Here is a 17,901-nt window from a genome sequence, read left to right as displayed (position 1 = left end):
ACCTCCTATTATTTCGACTGCTTATTAGGCAATAGAATATCTGTTTTATAATCAAGGGTTGCATCTTCGGATACAGCAAGAGGGACAACACCGTGTGCTGCATCTGTATGACCAACCATACGATTGCTTGCAGCCACTTGCTTCTGGCGTTTACGAATGGCAGTCATGCGCTCATTTGCCAATTCTTTTCTTTCTTCCTTGATATGGTCAAATTTAAATTCAACTGTACCAAAGCGGAATGCCGCCTCATTTAGGAATTGAATTTCTCTTTCGCGCAAGTTGAGGTATAATAAGTCCCCTGTTTGGAGATAAAGTATACCACCGCCATTTTTCGCTTCTGGGGTCATATGTCCAATAGCCGCCCCATAGGTTACACCAGAGTAACGTCCGTCACTGATCAAAGTCGCCAAACGCTTTAATTTGCGATTAGCATTAATATGCTGCATTGGTGTAAACATTTCAGGCATTCCAAACGCTTCAGGTCCTTGTCCAGAAACAATGACAGCAATTTTCAAAGCTCCCGTTTCCACCATCTTATCGAACAGTTGATCATAATCGAAGCCATTAGCTTCTTCATAAACATCTGGCTTGTTGTGCTTCAACATGGCACGCATATTTTCTTCGTCAAACTTGCGATCTTCGCGGAGTTTATCCAAAAGGTTTATGTCAAGCAAGTTGCGGTTTGCTTCATCTTCATTTTGATAATAAAGAACAAAACCTGCCTTCTTATCAAACTCATCCAACTGATGTGTGGTCATCCCACTAATCTTAACCACTGCGCTTTCAAAGAAGTTTCCAGTCAACACATCAACACCACTGAATGCACGGCGGGGCTTCGATAAAATGACAGGGTTTTCTTTTACGTATTCAGCGGACAAGCTTTCAAGGTTGCTTAACCGTTCGCGCCAAGTCCCTCCGGTAACAGTTGGTGCATCAACGTCCATCGGCACACCGTTACGGATTAACTCATAGAACAAGGATTCCATTCCGCGGCTATCCCCACTGCAGCATTGCTTAGCAAGGGCGAAAATATCGCGACCTTCTGTAAGGCTATAATCAAACAGATCGGGGATTGGGAATTCATGATGAATTTGGTCTAGATCCCATAGACTAAAGTCGAAGCCGCCGTATAGCATTCCAGCAACAACGTGCATCATTAAGTTGGTAGAGCCACCAGAAGCACTATGAATTCGAATGGCATTCTTAATATTTGTTGCCATAATATTTGCTGTTCCGTACACGGGATCATTAATCATTGTTGCTAGGCTGTCCAATGCCTGATTGATTTGTTCTTGACCCGGAGGTCCTGTTAATAATTCAACACTTGGGTGAACTAATCCAAGACCTGCAACCAGATGACGAGAGCTGTTACCGGTTCCGTTAAAGGCACAAACCCCACCTTGTCCATCACAAGTTGCGACAGCTAATCTCTTCTCAAAATCTTTATGTTGTTCCTTTGTGATTAAACCTTTTAGTTGTGCACGCTCTAAAACACCCTGGAACGCGGTATTAGATGAGCATTGCAGAATATAAGCCATCGCATCACGCAGGTCATAAGCGACATCTTCATCTCCAAGAGATTCGGCTCTTTTCGCCACTTCTTCAAGTTCAACAAACAATTGTTCAGGAATCGTTCCCCCTTGCAATACGTGAGCAGGCACAAACGTAGCAAAGAATGGGGCTTCCCCACGGGACTGACGAAGACGGTCTAGGTGTGCCATAGCACTTACAACACCCAATGGTTGTTTATCACATCCCTGAATAACAAAGGCACCGTGGTAGCTTTGTGCTTCCATTTGGTTAACAATCATTTGGGCAATCGCATTCCGACTTTGCAAGGAGTAGCTCATCCCCATTGTATTTTGTGCTGTACCATCGCACATAACCGGGGTGGAAAAATAAAACGGAACGCCACCATTTTGCCAGATCCGGATAGCCGCATGCGATGAAGTTTGAAAATCCATGATATGTGCAGGATGGTCAGGAGACCCTCCTACAATAGCAATTCTTGGGGCATTCGCTTCTAAGCGGTCATAGATGGCTTCCAATGTCCAATCCGGCTTCGGACCATTATATGATGCACCGAGAATTTGCTTTGCCCGATCGAGAATGCCTGCAACTGTAATAGGCTCGTTCGCTTTACCTTGGACGTTAAATTCGTAGAAATTTATCGAATTCATCAATGGGTATTTAACTGCCATATTCCCTCTCCCCTTTTTCTCTATTTTCCTAAGCTCTGGCCTAGACTAGCCAAGCCCACGGACCCTTTTTATAAACAGAACGTTTAAACCAACGTACAACAACGTCAAGATCATGATCATTGACGTTCGCAGTAAAGGCCCACAGAAAATAGAGCGCCTTCACTTCAAACGAATTGGAGCAACTAACACATTTAACAGAAGAAACACCCACCCGGCAGTGATGCATGAAAAAATAGGTCATAGGGCAGGTTGAACGAGTTTGCTATCTTTCTTCTGAAAAATGCATGACAGTTGGTTCACTTAAAATTTCGATATCTTGATGTTTCTGTGCTTCTTCTAACATACTTTCAGATATCCAAATTTCCTTCAATTCTAATGTATTGTGAATACGCACCATGCGGATTTTATTCAAATCAAAGGCATTACAGGTTTTAATTGCAGCCTGTACAGCCAATTTTTCATTATCTAAAAACATAGGAATTTTGACACAACTGACAACAGTGCTAGTTAGTGCATTCGCGTAACCCATTTCGAAAATGGTTTCCTCAAAGACTCTGCGGGTTGTAATATCCGCTGTCCCCACACCGTTACTGTTCCCATGTGTTTTTTCTGTTAATCCTAAGACTACGATCCGGCTTACCTCTGGTCCACCAGAAGCGTATGGGGTAGCATACCGGCCAGTGATATTAGGATCCATTCCATCACCGGAAATATCTTTACCAATTTCATCAACAACTAAAACATCGATAGGATCCAAAATCAAGCGAGGCATAAGTGCCTTTGCTTCAACCAGAAGGCCCGGTTCAACTTCCTCGAATTTTTCTGCTGGTACAGCAAGAATTTTCGAAGGACGATCATATGCATTTTCAAGTGAAGCCAACCCAAAAATAATAGGTGCCTTAGATAGCGTGATTTTCGCCATTTCCGGTACATGCTCAGCCATATATTTAAAGCTATATGCATGTGCAGCTTCTGCTCCCTTTTGTTTCCCTAGACCGATCGTGATCATCTTCATTAATCCGCTTTCAATTGGTCCACGGAAAGCAGTATGTGGTTTCACGCGGCAAATGACAATAATCTTATCTGCTTCATAGGCATTTTTATCAATGTATACCGGCAGGCCATTCGGAAGTTCTCCTACCTTCACAACGTCCATACTAGAAACAATAGGTGCACCTACAAATTCTTCAGTAACTCCTAACTGTTCTAAAATTTCAATCTGCCCTTCGGCCGTAGCCCCACCATGGCTTCCCATCGACGGAACGATGAAAGGTTGTCCACCAACAGATTTCACTGCGTTAACCATTTCGCGAGCCATAATGTGTACATCCGCAACACCACGGCTTCCTACAGCAATCGCTACGCGATCACCGCTGGAAATCCTAGATAGAACACCTGTTTCCTGCAAGGTTTGGTGCACAGCAGCAGCGGTATCTGGCACTTCCGGTGCATGAAAATTCTGTCTGATTTTCACCATTTTAGGAATGGGGATCTCGCGAAGAAGATCTTCAATTATTCCCATTGAGCTTTCCTCCTGCTTATGAGTTTATGGATGATGTTAATCACATCATCCATAAACAATAGAATTTAATACATTTATAAGTTATTACTTATTACGGACTTTTTCAACCTCTGCATACATTTCTTTCACAAGATCCTCACCGATGTCTTTAGAGAACTTCTCAATTACCGGTTTTATCATTTCATTCATTTCTGCTTTGGCTTCATCAGATACTTCGTTTACCTGCATACCAGCAGCTTTTAAGCTTTCTTTTGTCTTTTCGTTGACTTCACGGTTTACTTCACGGTTATATTTACCAGCTTCAACTGCAGAGTCCTTCATGATTTGCTTTTCAGTATCTGAAAGCTGATCCCAGAACTTCTTGCTCACTAGGAAAACAAACGGAGTATACACGTGATTCGTCATGCTTAGATAAGGCTGTACTTCATTAAATTTGTTGGATTCGATGGTTGCAAGTGGGTTTTCTTGTCCATCAACCGTTTTACTTTCAAGCGCAGTAAACACTTCAGAGAATGCCATTGGAGTTGGGTTAGCTCCTAGCTTTTGGAATACTTCTAAGTGAACTGCATTTTGCATTGTACGGATTTTTAGCCCTTGGAAATCCTTAGCAGTTTCAACAGGGTGCTTACTGTTGGTTAAGTTACGGAATCCATTCTCCCAATATGCCAAACCAACCAAGCCATGTTCAGGAAGTTTGTCCAATACTTTTTGACCTACAGGACCATCAAGAACTGCATCTGCTTCCTCTCCATTATTGAAGATGAACGGGAAGTCAAACATTCCAAACTCTTTAACCATCCCTACAAGAGGTGAAGTCGATGGAATAGTAACTTCTTGCAGACCTCCCTGAAGTGCTTCGGTCATCTTCTGGTCATCCCCAAGTGTTGCTGCAAAGAAAGTTTGTACCTTCATCTTGCCGCCGGATTTCTCGGAAACCAATTCAGCAAATTTCTTTAATGCAATACCCTGTGGATGGTCTTCATTCAAACCAATCCCAGCTTTAATTGTACGTTCTTGGACATCATTCCCTGCAGCTGGCTGCTCGGTAGAAGCGGAGTTGTTATCCTTTGCTGGTTCTGTCTGTTCATTCCCTCCACCGCCGCCGCATGCACTAAGTACTAGCAAGCTAGGAACAGTCAAACTGATTGCCAAGTTTTTTACCCATTTTTTCATGCTAAAAATCCCCCTTAAATGCTTTTTATTATTTAACGAACAAGCGGGGCGTAGCGTTCTTCTGGTTGAGTCTCTTTGAGGCTGACCACTTCGCGCACTTGTTTGTTAACCAAATATTTAGGATACTCTCCGTGAATCAGAGTATCAACAACACCCATTGCAGCTTTTGAGCGCATCTCTTCTGCAGCTTCTTCAGAATACCAAGCAACATGTGGTGTTAAAATAACATTTTCCATTTTTAACATCGGGTTATCCTGATTGATCGGTTCTTGCTCAGCCACATCAAGAGCTGCTCCAGCAATTTGACCGTTTTGAAGGGCTTCAATTAATGCTGGTTCATCAATAACAGGTCCACGGGATGTATTGATAATAATCGTTTCTTTTTTCATTTGAGCAAATTGTTCTTTGCCAATCATCCCTTTGGTAGCAGCCATTAATGGAGCATGTACAGAAATGATATCGGATTGTTGGCACAGCTCATCTAAAGATACCAGTTCAACTCCCATTTGCTTCGCAACATCAGCTGGGAAGAATGGATCATACGCAATAACCTCTAACCCTAATGGTTTAGTTTTTGCTGCTAATGCTTGCGGGATTTTCCCGAACCCAACCAAACCTAGTTTTCTTCCACGTAAACGGTAGATCGGTTGTGTTACTTTGAAATCCCAACGTCCATTTTTCACATAATAATTTGCTATCGGAACTTTACGGGTCCAGCTCATGAGTAGTGCTAATGCATGGTCTGCAACTTCATCCATGCAGTAATCAGGAACATTCGCTACGCAGATTCCTTTCTCTGTTGCTGCATCAAGATCAATTGTATTGACACCTACACCGTAACGAGTAATAACCTTGCAATTTTCCAAGGCCTCAATGACCTTTCGTCCAATTGGTGCATACTGGTTAATTAATGCGTCCGCATCTTTGCATGCAGCAATCACATCATCTTCTGTACGGCATTGCGCTGGCACTAATTCAATATCAGGATGGTTCAACACAGCTTCTTCAAAGCGAAGATCATCATACTCCCAATCTGTTACAACTACTTTGAACTTTTTCATTGATGAATACCCTTCTTTCTTCCACATCTAAAATTATTTCATTAAAAATTATTACTCCCAAGTCACTATCAAAATTAAACGAACCAATGTAAAGGTACGATAATAATGGATGGGAATAAAATCAATAACAATAATACTATAGCATGTACAATCAGGAACGGCCAAATTCCTTTTACGACGTCAACCATACTAATTCCACTAATACCACATCCAACATAAAGCACGGTTCCAACAGGTGGCGTGATTAACCCAATAGTAAGGTTAATGATCATAACAAGACCAAAATATACAGGGTCAATACCTGCAGATTTTATAATCGGAAGAAGTACTGGTGTGAAAATTAGGATCGCTGGTGTTAAATCCATAACCATCCCAACAGCAAGTAAAATAATATTAATAACTAGCATTAAGAGTAATGGACTTTCTGTTAGAGAGCCTAGCAAATCTGCCATATCGTTTGGCACGTTGGCAACTGTAATCAACCAGGCAGCAACCATCGCTGCAGCTGCTACGAACATAACTGTACTTGTCGTTTTTCCTGCAGCAATCAGGTTTTCATAGATATCTTTCAATTTAATTTGACGATAAATAACTACCCCTACAAACAAGGCGTAAACAGCAGCCACTACCGCAGCTTCTGTTGGTGTAAACACACCACCACGCAATCCGCCGATGATGATAACAGGCATCATTAAAGCCCATACAGCATCTTTGGTTGCAATTGCTTTTTGTTTCATCGTCATTTTTGGTGGGAGTTCCATTTTCTCTTTTCTAGAGATAATGAACCAGGTTACAATCAATCCCAATCCCATGATAATACCAGGGATAATCCCTCCCATAAATAATTGGGTGATAGACGCACCACTGACAACCCCGTAAATAATCATTGGAATACTTGGCGGGATAACACAAGCAATAATACCCGCAGCACAGATAACACCTGTAGATACGTTCTTATTATATCCTCTAGCAACCATCATTGGGATAAGTATAGCCCCTAGCGCCGCGGTATCCGCTACCGCTGATCCAGACAACCCAGAAAACAATACAGCAGCAATAATCGCAACATACCCCAAACCACCACGAATATGTCCAACCCAAGCCATCGCAAATTCAACGATACGCTTGGAGATCCCGCCGGCGTTCATAAATTCCCCAGCCAGGATAAAGAAGGGAATAGCCATTAACGGAAAGTTATTTGCTCCGTTAATTAAGTTTTGAGCAACGATTTGGCTATCAAACATATCCATTGAAAACATCATTGCCACAGCACTAAGCATCAAGGCAAAAGCAATCGGTACCCCAAAAATGAGGGCAACAAACAAGGAACCTAGAAAAATACCTAACATCATACGTTAGTTCCCTCCTTTTTTAGGGTCTTCTATAATTTCCGCTTCATGAATTTCTAACGTTGGAGTAAATGTAAGTTCTGCATCAGAGGCTTTATTTGTGATGACTTTATAAAAGTTAATCAATACAATCAAAATCATTGAAATACTCATAACGATACCTATGCCATACACATAAGCAAGTGGAAGACCGGTAGCAGGCGCCTTACTAACCATGTTTAACACAGTCATTTTCCAGCTTCCATCCAACACTAACCAAAGGATGTATAGGACAGTAATGTTACTAATAATGAAAAAGATCTTTTTCCAAGTTCTATTCAATGCATTTACTACAATATCCATCCCAAGGTGCGCATTTTCCTTCAAGGCAGCAATCGCCCCCAAGAAAACCATCCAGACAAATAAGAAGCGGGACATCTCTTCAGACCATGTAATACCTGAGTTAAAAGCATAACGCAACACTACGTTTCCGAATACTAAAATTGCCATTGAAGCAAGAGTAAAGGCAATAAAAACATTCAGAAGGTGATTCAAAGCCTTTCCGGCACCTTTCATATATTCCCCTCCCTGTATTTAAATTTGGGGCCCGGAGGCCCCATGAATTACTTCCTATTTAGCTTCTGCTTTGATTTTGTCATACATATCTTTTGCCCAAGGATACTTCGCGAAGATGTCGTCGTATAACGGCTTCATTGCATTCTCCATGTCAGCCTTGAACTTGTCATCAGGAGTTGTGAACTTCACTCCGTTATCCTCTAGGAATTTCTTATCATCAGCATAGCTCTTCTTCATTAGCTCAAACTCATATTTCGCAGATTCTGCCGCTGCGTCACGGATAACCTGCTGCTGTTCTGGAGTAAGACCATTAAAGAATTTACTGTTAATGATATAAATGTTCGGACTGAACATATGGTTAGATTCTAGAATATCAGACTGCACTTCATACCATCCTGAAGCTCTTACTGTTGCAATTGGGTTATCTTGTCCATCTACAACCTTTTGTTCAAGGGCTGTAAACACTTCAGAGATCGGCATCGGTGTTACGTTCGCACCTAACAATTCACCTTGTCTGATATAGTTCGGGATGGATGGCATTCTTACACGAAGCCCTTTGAAATCATCGATACTACTCAAAGTCTTGTTGCTGGAGAACATCCTGAATCCATTTGCACTCCATGCAAGCGGAGTTACCCCGTGTTTGCTCTCAAGATCTGCGGTGATTTCTTCACCGATTGGTCCATTAAGAACTTTTTCAACATGGTCGTAATCTTTGAACAAGAACGGCCATTCAGGAACAGCCATCTTTTCTACGTCAGCTTGCATGATCATTCCCGGGATACCCATTTCGATCGTCCCATTACGAACACCATCGTAAAATTCTTGTTCTGCACCTAATTTACTATTATCGTAAATTTCAACTTTTAAAGTTCCTTTTGAACCCTCTTCAACAAGCGGCTTGAACTTTTCATTTAGTGCTACGTTTTGCGGGTGATCTGTTGCAAAGTAGTTTGCCACTTTAATTGTTTGCGCTTTTACAGCCCCTTCACCGTTTTCAGCGGAACCGGACTGTTCTCCTCCACCACAAGCAGCAAGGAAAACTGAACTTACTAATGCCACACTTGATAAAACAGCAAAAGCTTTTTTGTTTTTCATCATGGTTGCCCTCCCTCATTTTATCTCTTTTTTAAGTTTTGAAAGCCTTCTCATTAAACTGTAATAAGATCACGCCAATCTCAAAAGAAGGTTTCCCAAACAAACCACCATTCATACAACGAACGGAAGTCTACAATATAAAACTGCGTTTTGCAGATAAGGATGATTCAAGGATAAGTCATCCTTTGCAATTTGTTTTATATTATAGAATTGTGTTTTGTTTTCGCTTTCCTGAATTTAATGATAGTGGAATTTAAAAAGGGTGTCAACGATTTTTAAATGATTTTAATCACTTTTTCTACAAATTTCTACAAAAAACTACAATAATATTCTGGGTATTGGGAACTATGGGATTTTTAAAGAACAAAAAAAGACCTCTTTGGTAGTATTACAACTTGTTCCATTCTACCAAAGAGGCGTTCGAAATCAAATATTGTTTTAATTAATCCATGAGTTGGCCGCCGTTTACTTCAACAATCTCACCTGTTATGTAGTCCGCATAGCTTGAAGCCAGGAATAAAATAGATCCGATCGTTTCCTCTGGCGTCCCTTCTCGGCCCATCGGAATTTGACTTGCCATGACTTTACGCAATTCTGGTGAGGAAAAGCGATCGTGGAATGGTGTTGAGATAACTCCAGGTGCAATTGCATTAACAAGGATATTATATTCGACCAAATCTTTGGCCATCCCTCTAGTCAACGTCGATACCCCACCCTTTGAGGCTGCATAAGCAAGCGATCCTTTTCCTCCGCCATTCCGAGCAGCTACTGAGGTAACATTAATGATTTTTCCTTTTCCTTGTAATTTCATTAAAGGCAAGACTGCTTGACTTACCAAGTATACCGATTTAAGGTTAACATTCATAATACGATCCCAAAGGTCTTCCTCAAGTTCTTCTAGCCGTGCGCGTTTCACTAGGGAGCCTGCGTTATTGACCAATATGTCTATCCGCCCAAATCGCTCCTCAATTTGCGCAACCATTTCTTTTACCTGGTTTTTATCAGCAACGTCCCCTTTGACCAATAAGACCTCGCGGCCAAGTTTTTTGATTTCTCCCGCTAATTCTTCTGCTTCTTGGGCACTACTGTTATAGTGGATAATTACCTTCGCACCGTGTTGGGCAAAACCTAAAGCGGCCGCTCGTCCAATCCCTGTACTGCTGCCTGTTACCCAAACCACTTGATCCTGAAATGTAAACAATACAATCCCTCCATCTTTTTCCAAATATCCGAATATTTACTATACCATTTTATTGTTTTTCTAGCAATCTGCAACTCTCAATCCAAGATACTAGAGAACGGGTAAAAGTTCTATGAGTTCTTTAGCTATGTGCTCTTTACCATAAATCGTATAGCCTTCGCTCTTCATCCAAGTACCCCCAGCCTCCGAGACGAGCAACTCACCTGCAGCCACGTCGTACCGATTAGGTTTAACATATACCGCTGCATCCAAACGCCCAGCTGCAATATAAGACATCGTTACAGCTGCTGAACCCACCATACGAATACGGTAGACCTCATTAACGAGGTTCCCAAAGGCAGCCAAGCGATGTGCATTACTTTGCCTATTCCCTTCTTTAGAGAAATCCCCAAAAGATACATAGGCTTCACTTAGCTCGCATTGCCTCATAGTTACCTTTTTTCCATTCATAAAGGTCCCTTTCCCTTTTACCGCCCAAAAGGTTTCCGCAAGTGCTGGAAGGGCAATCACACCTGCAATGCATTCGTCCTGGTAACAAAGGGCAATGGATATTCCATAAAGAGGAAGGCCCATACTGTAATTAATCGTTCCATCAATCGGATCAATCACCCATTCGTACTCTTTGGAATCTCCCAGCACACCGATTTCTTCGCTAAAAATACGATGTTCAGGGTATCGCTGCAAGATTTGATTGATGATATATTTTTCAACCTTGAGGTCCATCTCAGTCACAAAATCTGCCTTACTCTTTTGCGTTGCTTCCCCGGCATTGCCAGCATAAGGCAAAATCATCTTTCCACTTTCTGCGGCTAGTTCTAGCATAAACGGAAGATAGTGATCCCCATTTATCACTTGAGTGACCCTTTCATTAGACATCAAACACAACCCCGCCACTTACATTTAAACATTGTCCAGTCACAAATTTAGCATCTTCTGAAGCAAGATAGGCTACGGCGTTCCCAACATCAAGCGGTTCCCCTTGATGCCCCAAAGGAACCCTCTTTACATAATCGGCAATTCGCGCTTCCAGATCTTGCCCTTCATGTCGTTCAACTAAGATGAAACCAGGGGCTACAGCATTGACGGTAATTCCATTTGAACCTAGCTCATTTGCCCAGGAACGCGTCATCCCGATCATCGCAGTTTTTCCTATTACATAATTCGAGAAATTTGGCGGAGCCAACTGAACGACTTCACTACTAATATTAATAATCCGGCCTTGCTTCTTCTTTTTCATCCCTGGTAGAACCGCTTTCGTAAGATATAAGGGGGCTTTCACATGGAAATCTAGTTGTTCCAAATAGATTTCCCAATTTGACTCTTCGATTGAATAGCGCGGCTGTGGCCCTGTAGCGTTGTTGACGAGAATATCCACCTGTCCTCCATAATACTCTTCAATCGATTGAATCAATCCGATAACCTTGGCTTCATCCCGAATATCTGCTTGCATAGCAATCGCCTCACCACCTTCAGAGGCGATCCACTTAACTGTTTCATCAGCGAAACTTTGTTGATTAGCATAGTTGACAACTACCTTCGCACCTGCTTGTGCCAATGCATAACTAATCCATTTCCCCAAACCTCTAGACCCTCCGGTAACAAGGGCAATTTTTCCATCTAATTTCCCATTCACTTTTGCTAATCTCCCCTACCTTATAATATTTCTTCCATACGGATGATTCGCTTCAGATCTAACGACCGCTTTACAGCCTCAAGCACTCCCATTAAGCGGATGATCTCTCTTCCAGAAGCCACAGGTTCCCGATTTTCCCTAATGGCCATGCAAAATTCTCTGATCTGCCTGTCAAAGTTAATTCCACCCTCCAAGTAGTTTCCGTAATCTTCTGAAACAACTTGACAATCATTGACCCACAAATCCTTCTCATCGTGAATCCTCATCGTCCCTTTGGTGCCAATGATTATTCGCTCATTCCGAGGCGGATTGCAATGGAAAGATAAGTGCACGGTAGCGGTTTTCCCGGAAGGGAAAGTAAGTACAATAGTCGCCTGTGTAGTCCCCGCCAGTTGATCACTGAATTTTCCACCTACAGCATATACTGTCTCCGGCATTTCATCCAAAAGATAAAGGGTAGTATCCAAAGGATGTGGTGCATTTAATTCTATAACGAGATGTTCCATATCGTTCCACCACTCAGTAAGAACATGGCCAAACTGGACTCCTAAGAAGTGGGTAGTATCTATGATGGTCCCTAAGTCGTCTAGTCGCTGCTTCGCTTGTTCAATGGCTTTGAAAAATCTTCGACAATGCGCTACCATTAAAATCTTTTGCTGTTGCTCGGCCACCGCCTGCATTTCCAGCGCTTCCCCACGATCCATCGCCATCGGCTTTTCAACCAGAACATGTTTCCCGGCTTGAAGCGCAGCGATCGTCTGGCTGTAATGGTCTTTATTAGGTGTACAAAGAACAACCCCGTCAATCTCTGGATCCGCTAGTACCTCTTGGTAGCTTGTATACGTTTTGGAGACACCAAACGTTTCTGCTGCCTGCTTTACTTTTTCTTCATTGCGGCTCACCACAGCAGATAGTTCGGAAATATCCTCATTATTAAGAATGCCTCTGATATGGGCTGTCGATATTCGACCAATACCCACTACAGCCAATTGAAGTTTTTCGCTCATCCTTCCACCTCCATTTTATTCCATTATCACTCCGCCATCAACATTCATACTCTCCCCATAGAAATAACTGGCAGCATCCGAGCAGAGAAAAATGATGGCATTGGCAATTTCCGCAGGGTTTGCAAATCGGCCGAGCGGAATTCCTGCAGCTAATTGCGCCACCAACTCCGGTTGAAGCTCGTGATGCATTTCCGTCGCTGCCGGACCTGGACATATGGTGTTAATACGAATGCCTGAACCAGCCATTTCCCGGGCGATCGACTTAACTAATGCCAACACCCCACCTTTTGATGCACCGTAAGCCGCTGTTCCAATCCTGCCTCCGCCGCGTTTTGCTGTATCTGAGGCAATAGCTACGATACTACCGGATTTATTGGGAAGCATTAGCTTGTAGGCCCCCTGAATCGATAGGAAAGTTCCTGTCAGATTCACCGCCATCACACGATTCCATTCTTCCAGATCTAATTCGATCAACTTCGTTTTACTAATGACGCCTGCGCAGGTTACACAGGCATCCAATCTACCATATTTCATTTCTACAAAACTAAACATTTGTTCAATGCTTTTTGGGTTGCTGACATCAACCTCCACCGTCTGGATCGATGTATTGATAGAGGCAAGCTCATTTTTCACCTGTTCAACAGCTCCAAGATTTCTGTCTGCGAGAATCACGCTAGCCCCTAGCTCTGCGAACCCCTTTGCAGTGGCACGACCAATGCCACTGCCTGCTCCTGTTATCAATACTATCTTGTTTTCCATTTCATATGGATATTGCATTACTTTCTGCCTCCTTAAGGACAAATATAGCTAAGCCCATCTGGTGCCTTAAAGCAGCCTACAGATTCAGGCATCAATGTTTTTGGCAACCATAGAACCAATTCTGGAAAGAATACTAAACATGAAAGTACAACTATGAAAATCCCGTACATAGGTATCGTCTTCTTTAATGCATCCTTGAATGGAACCCCCGAAATGGATGAAGCCAATAATAGCGATAGTCCGTACGGAGGCGTAATTAAACCAAACGCTAAAGTTATAATAACAATAACACCCATATGAATCGGGTTAATACTACCTAAATCAACAAGCGCAGCGATAATGGGCATGAAAATGATAATGGCTGGAACAGCATCTAGAAATTGTCCAACAACGATAAACATTAAGATAACCAAAAATAAGATCAGTAACGGATCTGTACCCGCAATTCCTTGGATCCATCCCGATACAATTTGAGGTGCCTTTAAGTAAGCAATCATCCATCCAAACGCGGATGCCCCCGCAACACAGATCATCGGTACAGCATATAAAATCCCGGCATTCATAAAGTCTCTTGGTAAGTTTTTAAGGTGATCCCTCTTAATAATTGGAATTACGATTAAGATCGTATACATAACCGCAATCATCCCAGACTCAGTTGGCGTGAACCATCCACTTAAGATCCCACCCATAATAACGAAAGGAATGAGGAGTGGAAGTGCTGCCCCTTTTGCCGCTACGGCCATCTCTACGAAAGTGGAACGAGGTTTTCTGATCTTAGGTGCGTTAAAAAAATAACAATAAATCATAAACCCGCCTGCAATCATAATTCCTGGAATAATTCCTCCGAGAAAAATTCCTCCGATGGAAACATTGCCTGTTGCTCCATAGATAACCCCCATAATACTTGGAGGAATGATATTTGCTAGGGTAGATGTAGCAGCAGATAAGGCAGCAGAGAAAGCTGGATTGTATCCTTCCTTTCTCATCTGCGGGGCTAAAATCCTCACTTCCGCAGATACATCAGCTGTGGATGAACCTGACATCCCAGCGAAAAACAGGCTGAACAAAGTATTCACTTGGGCCAGACCACTGCGAATATGACCAACTAAGCTTCTTGTAAAGTTAAAAATTCTTTCCGTCACGTTAGTCGATGCCATGAGTTCTCCGGCTAATAAAAAGAAGGGAACAGCCATTAACGGAACAGAATCAATTCCGTTATACAACTGACCGACCATGGATGCCATACTAACATCCGTAAACATCGTACCAAGAAAAACGGAAGCCATGATGGCAAAGGGCACAGGTATACCCAAAATACCGAAACCCATAAAAGAAACGCCCATCAATCCAATTATCATTCCCGCGGACATTATCCTGCCACCCCTTTATTATCTGATTCACTTCCAACCTGTTCGAGGATCTGAACCTCATAAAAAGATTGCGTGTCAAACCCGTTTTTCCACCCATTCACAATTTGCTCTATGATAAATAGGCTAATTAAAATGCCCGAAATCGGGATTGCTGCGTATAACACTGCGATCGGTGTCATGGAAGGCATAAGAAAACTACCAAAGCCAAGGAGATAATTAGAATAGCCATAAAAGATTAAACAAAATGCAACAGCTAATATAACTATGCGGTTAAAAACTTCCCAAAATAAACGAACCTTCCCGGTATATTTCGAGGCAGCGGATGATAAGAGGACGTGTTGATTCCTTCTTGTTGCCGCCGCAGCTCCGATAAATATTCCATAGGTGAAGAAGCTAATTGTCACTTCTTGTAGCCATAACCAGGGGTGCCCAATGGTTCTTGTCAGTACATCTAGAAATACCCCGAGGGTAAATCCTGAAATACAAATTCCACATAAAATCATTAAAATGCGTTCAAGGATATCAAAGGATTTCCATTTCATATTTCGATCCAATGGTGATACAATCGAATCCATTTGATTTTGACTCATCCTGTTCCCCCCTTTGTAATAAGAAGGCCAATCCTGGATTGGCCTTTGCTAATTATAGATACCTATTCTAAATCACGTACAAGCTTAAGAATTTTTTCTGCATGTGGTCCAAGTTCTTTGGCCAATTGATCCTGGATTGGGGTGGCTTTTTCGATAAATCCAGACTTATCTACATCCTCAACAACCGTAACCCCCATGGACTTTAATTTGTCTTGTGATTGATGCTCAAGTTCAAATGCCTTCTCTGGCTGCGTTTTCCCTACTTCAGCTGCTGCTTCCTCAACCCACTTCTTTTCTTCGTCAGATAGGCTGTTCCAAACTTTGTCACTGACCCAGATTAAGGAATTGTTTGCTTCGTGTTCTGTCATAGATAAAACGGGGCCAACTTCATAATGCTTATTGCTTAAATAAACGTTGACACCATTTTCCGCTCCATCCATAACCCCTGTTTGAATGGAGGTATACACTTCACCAAACGGCATATGAACGGTCTGTGCACCATATGCTGGAAAATGGGCATCTTCTGTCGGTGTAGCTTGAACCCGAATTTTGAATCCTTCTAAGTCTTTAACCGATTTAATTTCCTTTTTTGAATAAATATCCCGCAGTCCCAAAGTCATCAACGTAAGAATACGCCCACCATCAACGGATTCGCTAACCATATCCTTGTATGCCTGAAGTACCCCAGGATCCGCGAGAACCTTCTTCAAATGTTCTTCCGATTTAAAAATGTAATGTAGTGAAAAAACACCTGATTGTGGCGCAACAGTAGAAGCATTTGCGGTAGAGGAAATCATAAAGTCCAAGTCACCGGAACGGATTTTCTGTAGCATTTGTGGCTCAGAACCCAATTGCGCTGCCGGGAATTGTTCAATTTCCATTGTACCGCCGCTAAGTTCCTTTAATTTGTCATTAAAAATATTTGCGGCGATCCCGTATCCCGTAGTGTCTGGTTGATCATAACCAAATTTAAACTTCTTTACTTCTTTTTTCTCAGGTGCCGGAGCAGCTTGATTAGATGATGAGTTATTATTGCTTGAATTGTCTGCGGCCGGCTTCGCACCACATCCTGTTAATGCCATAGCAGATACTAAAACACCTGCCAGAAGAGCTGATAATCCCTTTCTTACTTTCATCGCTTTTCCCCCTTTACTTAATGAAATGTTAAATTACCAAGAATACTTTTTTGTGACATCCCCCCTTTCAACAATAGTTAATCGATTAAACCGTTACTTTGAAATAAAAGTATTATTAGTAGCTCCGCAGGTTTTTCGAATAATCAATGTGGTTGGCAGCACCATCTCAATTGGATGCGGCGGCCCTGACCTGCTTATCCGATCAATCAACAAACGAGTAGCCATTTGCCCCATTTCGTACCTAGGGATCCTTACTGTAGTCAATTGAACCGCTTTCATAGCAGAGAAAAACAAATCATCAAAACCAACAAGGGATAATTCCTCAGGAATGCAGATTCCTAGATGCTCTGCAGCATCCATGACACCTAAGGCAGAAATATCATTACTGGCAATCATCGCTGTAGGTCGTTTGCTCTCTGGCAACCGCATCAAGTTTTCCGTCGCATGGAAACTCAGTTCGTATTTGCCATAACCACTTGTCACCCATTCCGGTTGAATGGTAACCCCGGCATCCTGCATTGCTTTCATATAACCCTCTAGACGTTTCATTATCACAGGTGAGTGGGCAACCCCGGTCAACATAGCAATACGTGTGTGTCCAAGAGACAAGAGATGGCGTGCGGCACTGTAGCCACCGGTAAAGTTATCAGCTACAACGGTATCTACTGCAACCCCCTGAATTCTGCGATGGACAAGAACCATCGGGTATCCTTCCTGCACCAGCTTGGACAACAATACTTTGTTCCCTTCCGCAGCACTGGTGATAATCAGTCCGTCAACCCTTGCTTCCCTAATCTGGGTGACCGCCCCAGCCATTCTTCCTTCAAGGTCATTCGTGTTAATCATATTAACTGCATATCCTAGTGACTGAGCCATCTCTTCACAAGCCTTAGCCAGTTCGGGAAAAAAGGGATTCGTAATATCAGGTAATATCAACCCTAACGTTCGCGTTTCTCTCACTCTTAACCCCCGTGCTACTGCGTTTGGAACATAATTCAATTCCTCGATTGCGCGAAGAATTCTCTCCTTCCTTTCTGCTCCAACCCTGCGAGAAGAATTGAGAACGTGAGAAACCGTTGCTACGGATACACCTGCATGTTTTGCGATATCCCTCATCGTAACCAATGCTGTCACTCCCAAGTAAAACGATTAAATCTTATGAATGTTTCTATTTTACAATTACAGCTCGTGATTTTCAATATATTTTTCTTAATTTAACGCATTATTTTATTATATATAATTTTAA

Annotated in this window: 16 protein-coding genes; all 16 read right to left on the bottom strand. The window is 42.3% G+C overall.

Annotated elements, in window-relative coordinates:
* Nucleotides 1-8: 8 nt before the first annotated feature.
* A complete protein-coding gene (locus J2Z37_RS13085) occupies nucleotides 9-2,201 on the bottom strand; it encodes a dihydroxy-acid dehydratase domain-containing protein (protein WP_209810709.1) in 2,193 nt (730 codons plus the stop codon).
* A gap of 262 nt (nucleotides 2,202-2,463) precedes the next feature.
* Entirely contained in the window at nucleotides 2,464-3,723 is a 1,260-nt protein-coding gene (locus tag J2Z37_RS13080) for a nickel pincer cofactor-dependent isomerase, group 22 (protein WP_209810708.1), read from the bottom strand.
* 84 nt (nucleotides 3,724-3,807) lie between these two features.
* The gene (locus tag J2Z37_RS13075; RefSeq protein ID WP_209810707.1) at nucleotides 3,808-4,896 is read right to left on the bottom strand and encodes a TRAP transporter substrate-binding protein; all 1,089 of its coding nucleotides are present in this window, start codon (nucleotides 4,894-4,896) and stop codon (nucleotides 3,808-3,810) included.
* A gap of 32 nt (nucleotides 4,897-4,928) precedes the next feature.
* Complete coding sequence (locus tag J2Z37_RS13070) at nucleotides 4,929-5,957, bottom strand: C-terminal binding protein (protein ID WP_209810783.1); 1,029 nt, start codon at nucleotides 5,955-5,957, stop codon at nucleotides 4,929-4,931.
* A 74-nt stretch (nucleotides 5,958-6,031) separates the two neighbouring features.
* The gene (locus tag J2Z37_RS13065) at nucleotides 6,032-7,309 is read right to left on the bottom strand and encodes a TRAP transporter large permease (protein WP_209810706.1); all 1,278 of its coding nucleotides are present in this window, start codon (nucleotides 7,307-7,309) and stop codon (nucleotides 6,032-6,034) included.
* 3 nt (nucleotides 7,310-7,312) lie between these two features.
* Entirely contained in the window at nucleotides 7,313-7,861 is a 549-nt protein-coding gene (locus J2Z37_RS13060) for a TRAP transporter small permease (RefSeq protein ID WP_209810705.1), read from the bottom strand.
* Nucleotides 7,862-7,915: 54 nt separating this feature from the next.
* Nucleotides 7,916-8,959, bottom strand: coding sequence for a TRAP transporter substrate-binding protein (locus tag J2Z37_RS13055; RefSeq protein WP_209810704.1), 1,044 nt, complete (start codon nucleotides 8,957-8,959; stop codon nucleotides 7,916-7,918).
* Nucleotides 8,960-9,401: 442 nt separating this feature from the next.
* Nucleotides 9,402-10,160 carry an SDR family NAD(P)-dependent oxidoreductase gene (locus J2Z37_RS13050; protein WP_209810703.1) on the bottom strand — a complete coding sequence of 253 codons (759 nt, stop codon included), beginning with the start codon at nucleotides 10,158-10,160 and terminating at the stop codon, nucleotides 9,402-9,404.
* 90 nt (nucleotides 10,161-10,250) lie between these two features.
* Nucleotides 10,251-11,036: an inositol monophosphatase family protein gene (locus J2Z37_RS13045; RefSeq protein WP_209810702.1), complete on the bottom strand. Its 786-nt coding sequence runs from the start codon at nucleotides 11,034-11,036 to the stop codon at nucleotides 10,251-10,253.
* Nucleotides 11,029-11,793, bottom strand: coding sequence for an SDR family NAD(P)-dependent oxidoreductase (locus J2Z37_RS13040; protein WP_209810701.1), 765 nt, complete (start codon nucleotides 11,791-11,793; stop codon nucleotides 11,029-11,031). The genes J2Z37_RS13045 and J2Z37_RS13040 overlap by 8 nt, the downstream gene beginning before the upstream one ends.
* Before the next feature lie 20 nt (nucleotides 11,794-11,813).
* Nucleotides 11,814-12,800 carry a Gfo/Idh/MocA family protein gene (locus J2Z37_RS13035; protein WP_209810700.1) on the bottom strand — a complete coding sequence of 329 codons (987 nt, stop codon included), beginning with the start codon at nucleotides 12,798-12,800 and terminating at the stop codon, nucleotides 11,814-11,816.
* Between the two features lie 15 nt (nucleotides 12,801-12,815).
* Nucleotides 12,816-13,577 (bottom strand): SDR family NAD(P)-dependent oxidoreductase, encoded by a 762-nt coding sequence (locus tag J2Z37_RS13030; protein WP_209810699.1) that lies wholly within the window; start codon nucleotides 13,575-13,577, stop codon nucleotides 12,816-12,818.
* Between the two features lie 14 nt (nucleotides 13,578-13,591).
* Nucleotides 13,592-14,929 carry a TRAP transporter large permease gene (locus J2Z37_RS13025; protein ID WP_209810698.1) on the bottom strand — a complete coding sequence of 446 codons (1,338 nt, stop codon included), beginning with the start codon at nucleotides 14,927-14,929 and terminating at the stop codon, nucleotides 13,592-13,594.
* Nucleotides 14,929-15,519, bottom strand: coding sequence for a TRAP transporter small permease (locus J2Z37_RS13020; RefSeq protein ID WP_209810697.1), 591 nt, complete (start codon nucleotides 15,517-15,519; stop codon nucleotides 14,929-14,931). The genes J2Z37_RS13025 and J2Z37_RS13020 overlap by 1 nt, the downstream gene beginning before the upstream one ends.
* 62 nt (nucleotides 15,520-15,581) lie before the next feature.
* Nucleotides 15,582-16,655: a TRAP transporter substrate-binding protein gene (locus tag J2Z37_RS13015; RefSeq protein WP_209810696.1), complete on the bottom strand. Its 1,074-nt coding sequence runs from the start codon at nucleotides 16,653-16,655 to the stop codon at nucleotides 15,582-15,584.
* A gap of 93 nt (nucleotides 16,656-16,748) precedes the next feature.
* Nucleotides 16,749-17,771: a LacI family DNA-binding transcriptional regulator gene (locus J2Z37_RS13010; protein WP_245203796.1), complete on the bottom strand. Its 1,023-nt coding sequence runs from the start codon at nucleotides 17,769-17,771 to the stop codon at nucleotides 16,749-16,751.
* Nucleotides 17,772-17,901 lie beyond the last annotated feature (130 nt).

Origin of the sequence: Ammoniphilus resinae, from assembly GCF_017873965.1 — a bacterium.
GTDB lineage: Bacteria > Bacillota > Bacilli > Aneurinibacillales > RAOX-1 > Ammoniphilus_A > Ammoniphilus_A resinae.
The sequence above is the reverse complement of the archived record's forward strand: the minus strand, read 5'-3'. Positions and strand labels throughout refer to the sequence as shown.

Excerpts from the sequence above, each read along its gene's own strand:
- J2Z37_RS13085 (WP_209810709.1), bottom strand. The coding sequence starts at position 2,201 with ATGGCAGTTAAATACCCATTGATGAATTCGATAAATTTCTACGAATTT.
- J2Z37_RS13080 (WP_209810708.1), bottom strand. The coding sequence starts at position 3,723 with ATGGGAATAATTGAAGATCTTCTTCGCGAGATCCCCATTCCTAAAATG.
- J2Z37_RS13075 (WP_209810707.1), bottom strand. The coding sequence starts at position 4,896 with ATGAAAAAATGGGTAAAAAACTTGGCAATCAGTTTGACTGTTCCTAGC.
- J2Z37_RS13070 (WP_209810783.1), bottom strand. The coding sequence starts at position 5,957 with ATGAAAAAGTTCAAAGTAGTTGTAACAGATTGGGAGTATGATGATCTT.
- J2Z37_RS13065 (WP_209810706.1), bottom strand. The coding sequence starts at position 7,309 with ATGATGTTAGGTATTTTTCTAGGTTCCTTGTTTGTTGCCCTCATTTTT.
- J2Z37_RS13060 (WP_209810705.1), bottom strand. The coding sequence starts at position 7,861 with ATGAAAGGTGCCGGAAAGGCTTTGAATCACCTTCTGAATGTTTTTATT.
- J2Z37_RS13055 (WP_209810704.1), bottom strand. The coding sequence starts at position 8,959 with ATGAAAAACAAAAAAGCTTTTGCTGTTTTATCAAGTGTGGCATTAGTA.
- J2Z37_RS13045 (WP_209810702.1), bottom strand. The coding sequence starts at position 11,036 with ATGTCTAATGAAAGGGTCACTCAAGTGATAAATGGGGATCACTATCTT.
- J2Z37_RS13035 (WP_209810700.1), bottom strand. The coding sequence starts at position 12,800 with ATGAGCGAAAAACTTCAATTGGCTGTAGTGGGTATTGGTCGAATATCG.
- J2Z37_RS13030 (WP_209810699.1), bottom strand. The coding sequence starts at position 13,577 with ATGCAATATCCATATGAAATGGAAAACAAGATAGTATTGATAACAGGA.
- J2Z37_RS13025 (WP_209810698.1), bottom strand. The coding sequence starts at position 14,929 with ATGTCCGCGGGAATGATAATTGGATTGATGGGCGTTTCTTTTATGGGT.
- J2Z37_RS13020 (WP_209810697.1), bottom strand. The coding sequence starts at position 15,519 with ATGAGTCAAAATCAAATGGATTCGATTGTATCACCATTGGATCGAAAT.
- J2Z37_RS13015 (WP_209810696.1), bottom strand. The coding sequence starts at position 16,655 with ATGAAAGTAAGAAAGGGATTATCAGCTCTTCTGGCAGGTGTTTTAGTA.
- J2Z37_RS13010 (WP_245203796.1), bottom strand. The coding sequence starts at position 17,771 with ATGAGGGATATCGCAAAACATGCAGGTGTATCCGTAGCAACGGTTTCT.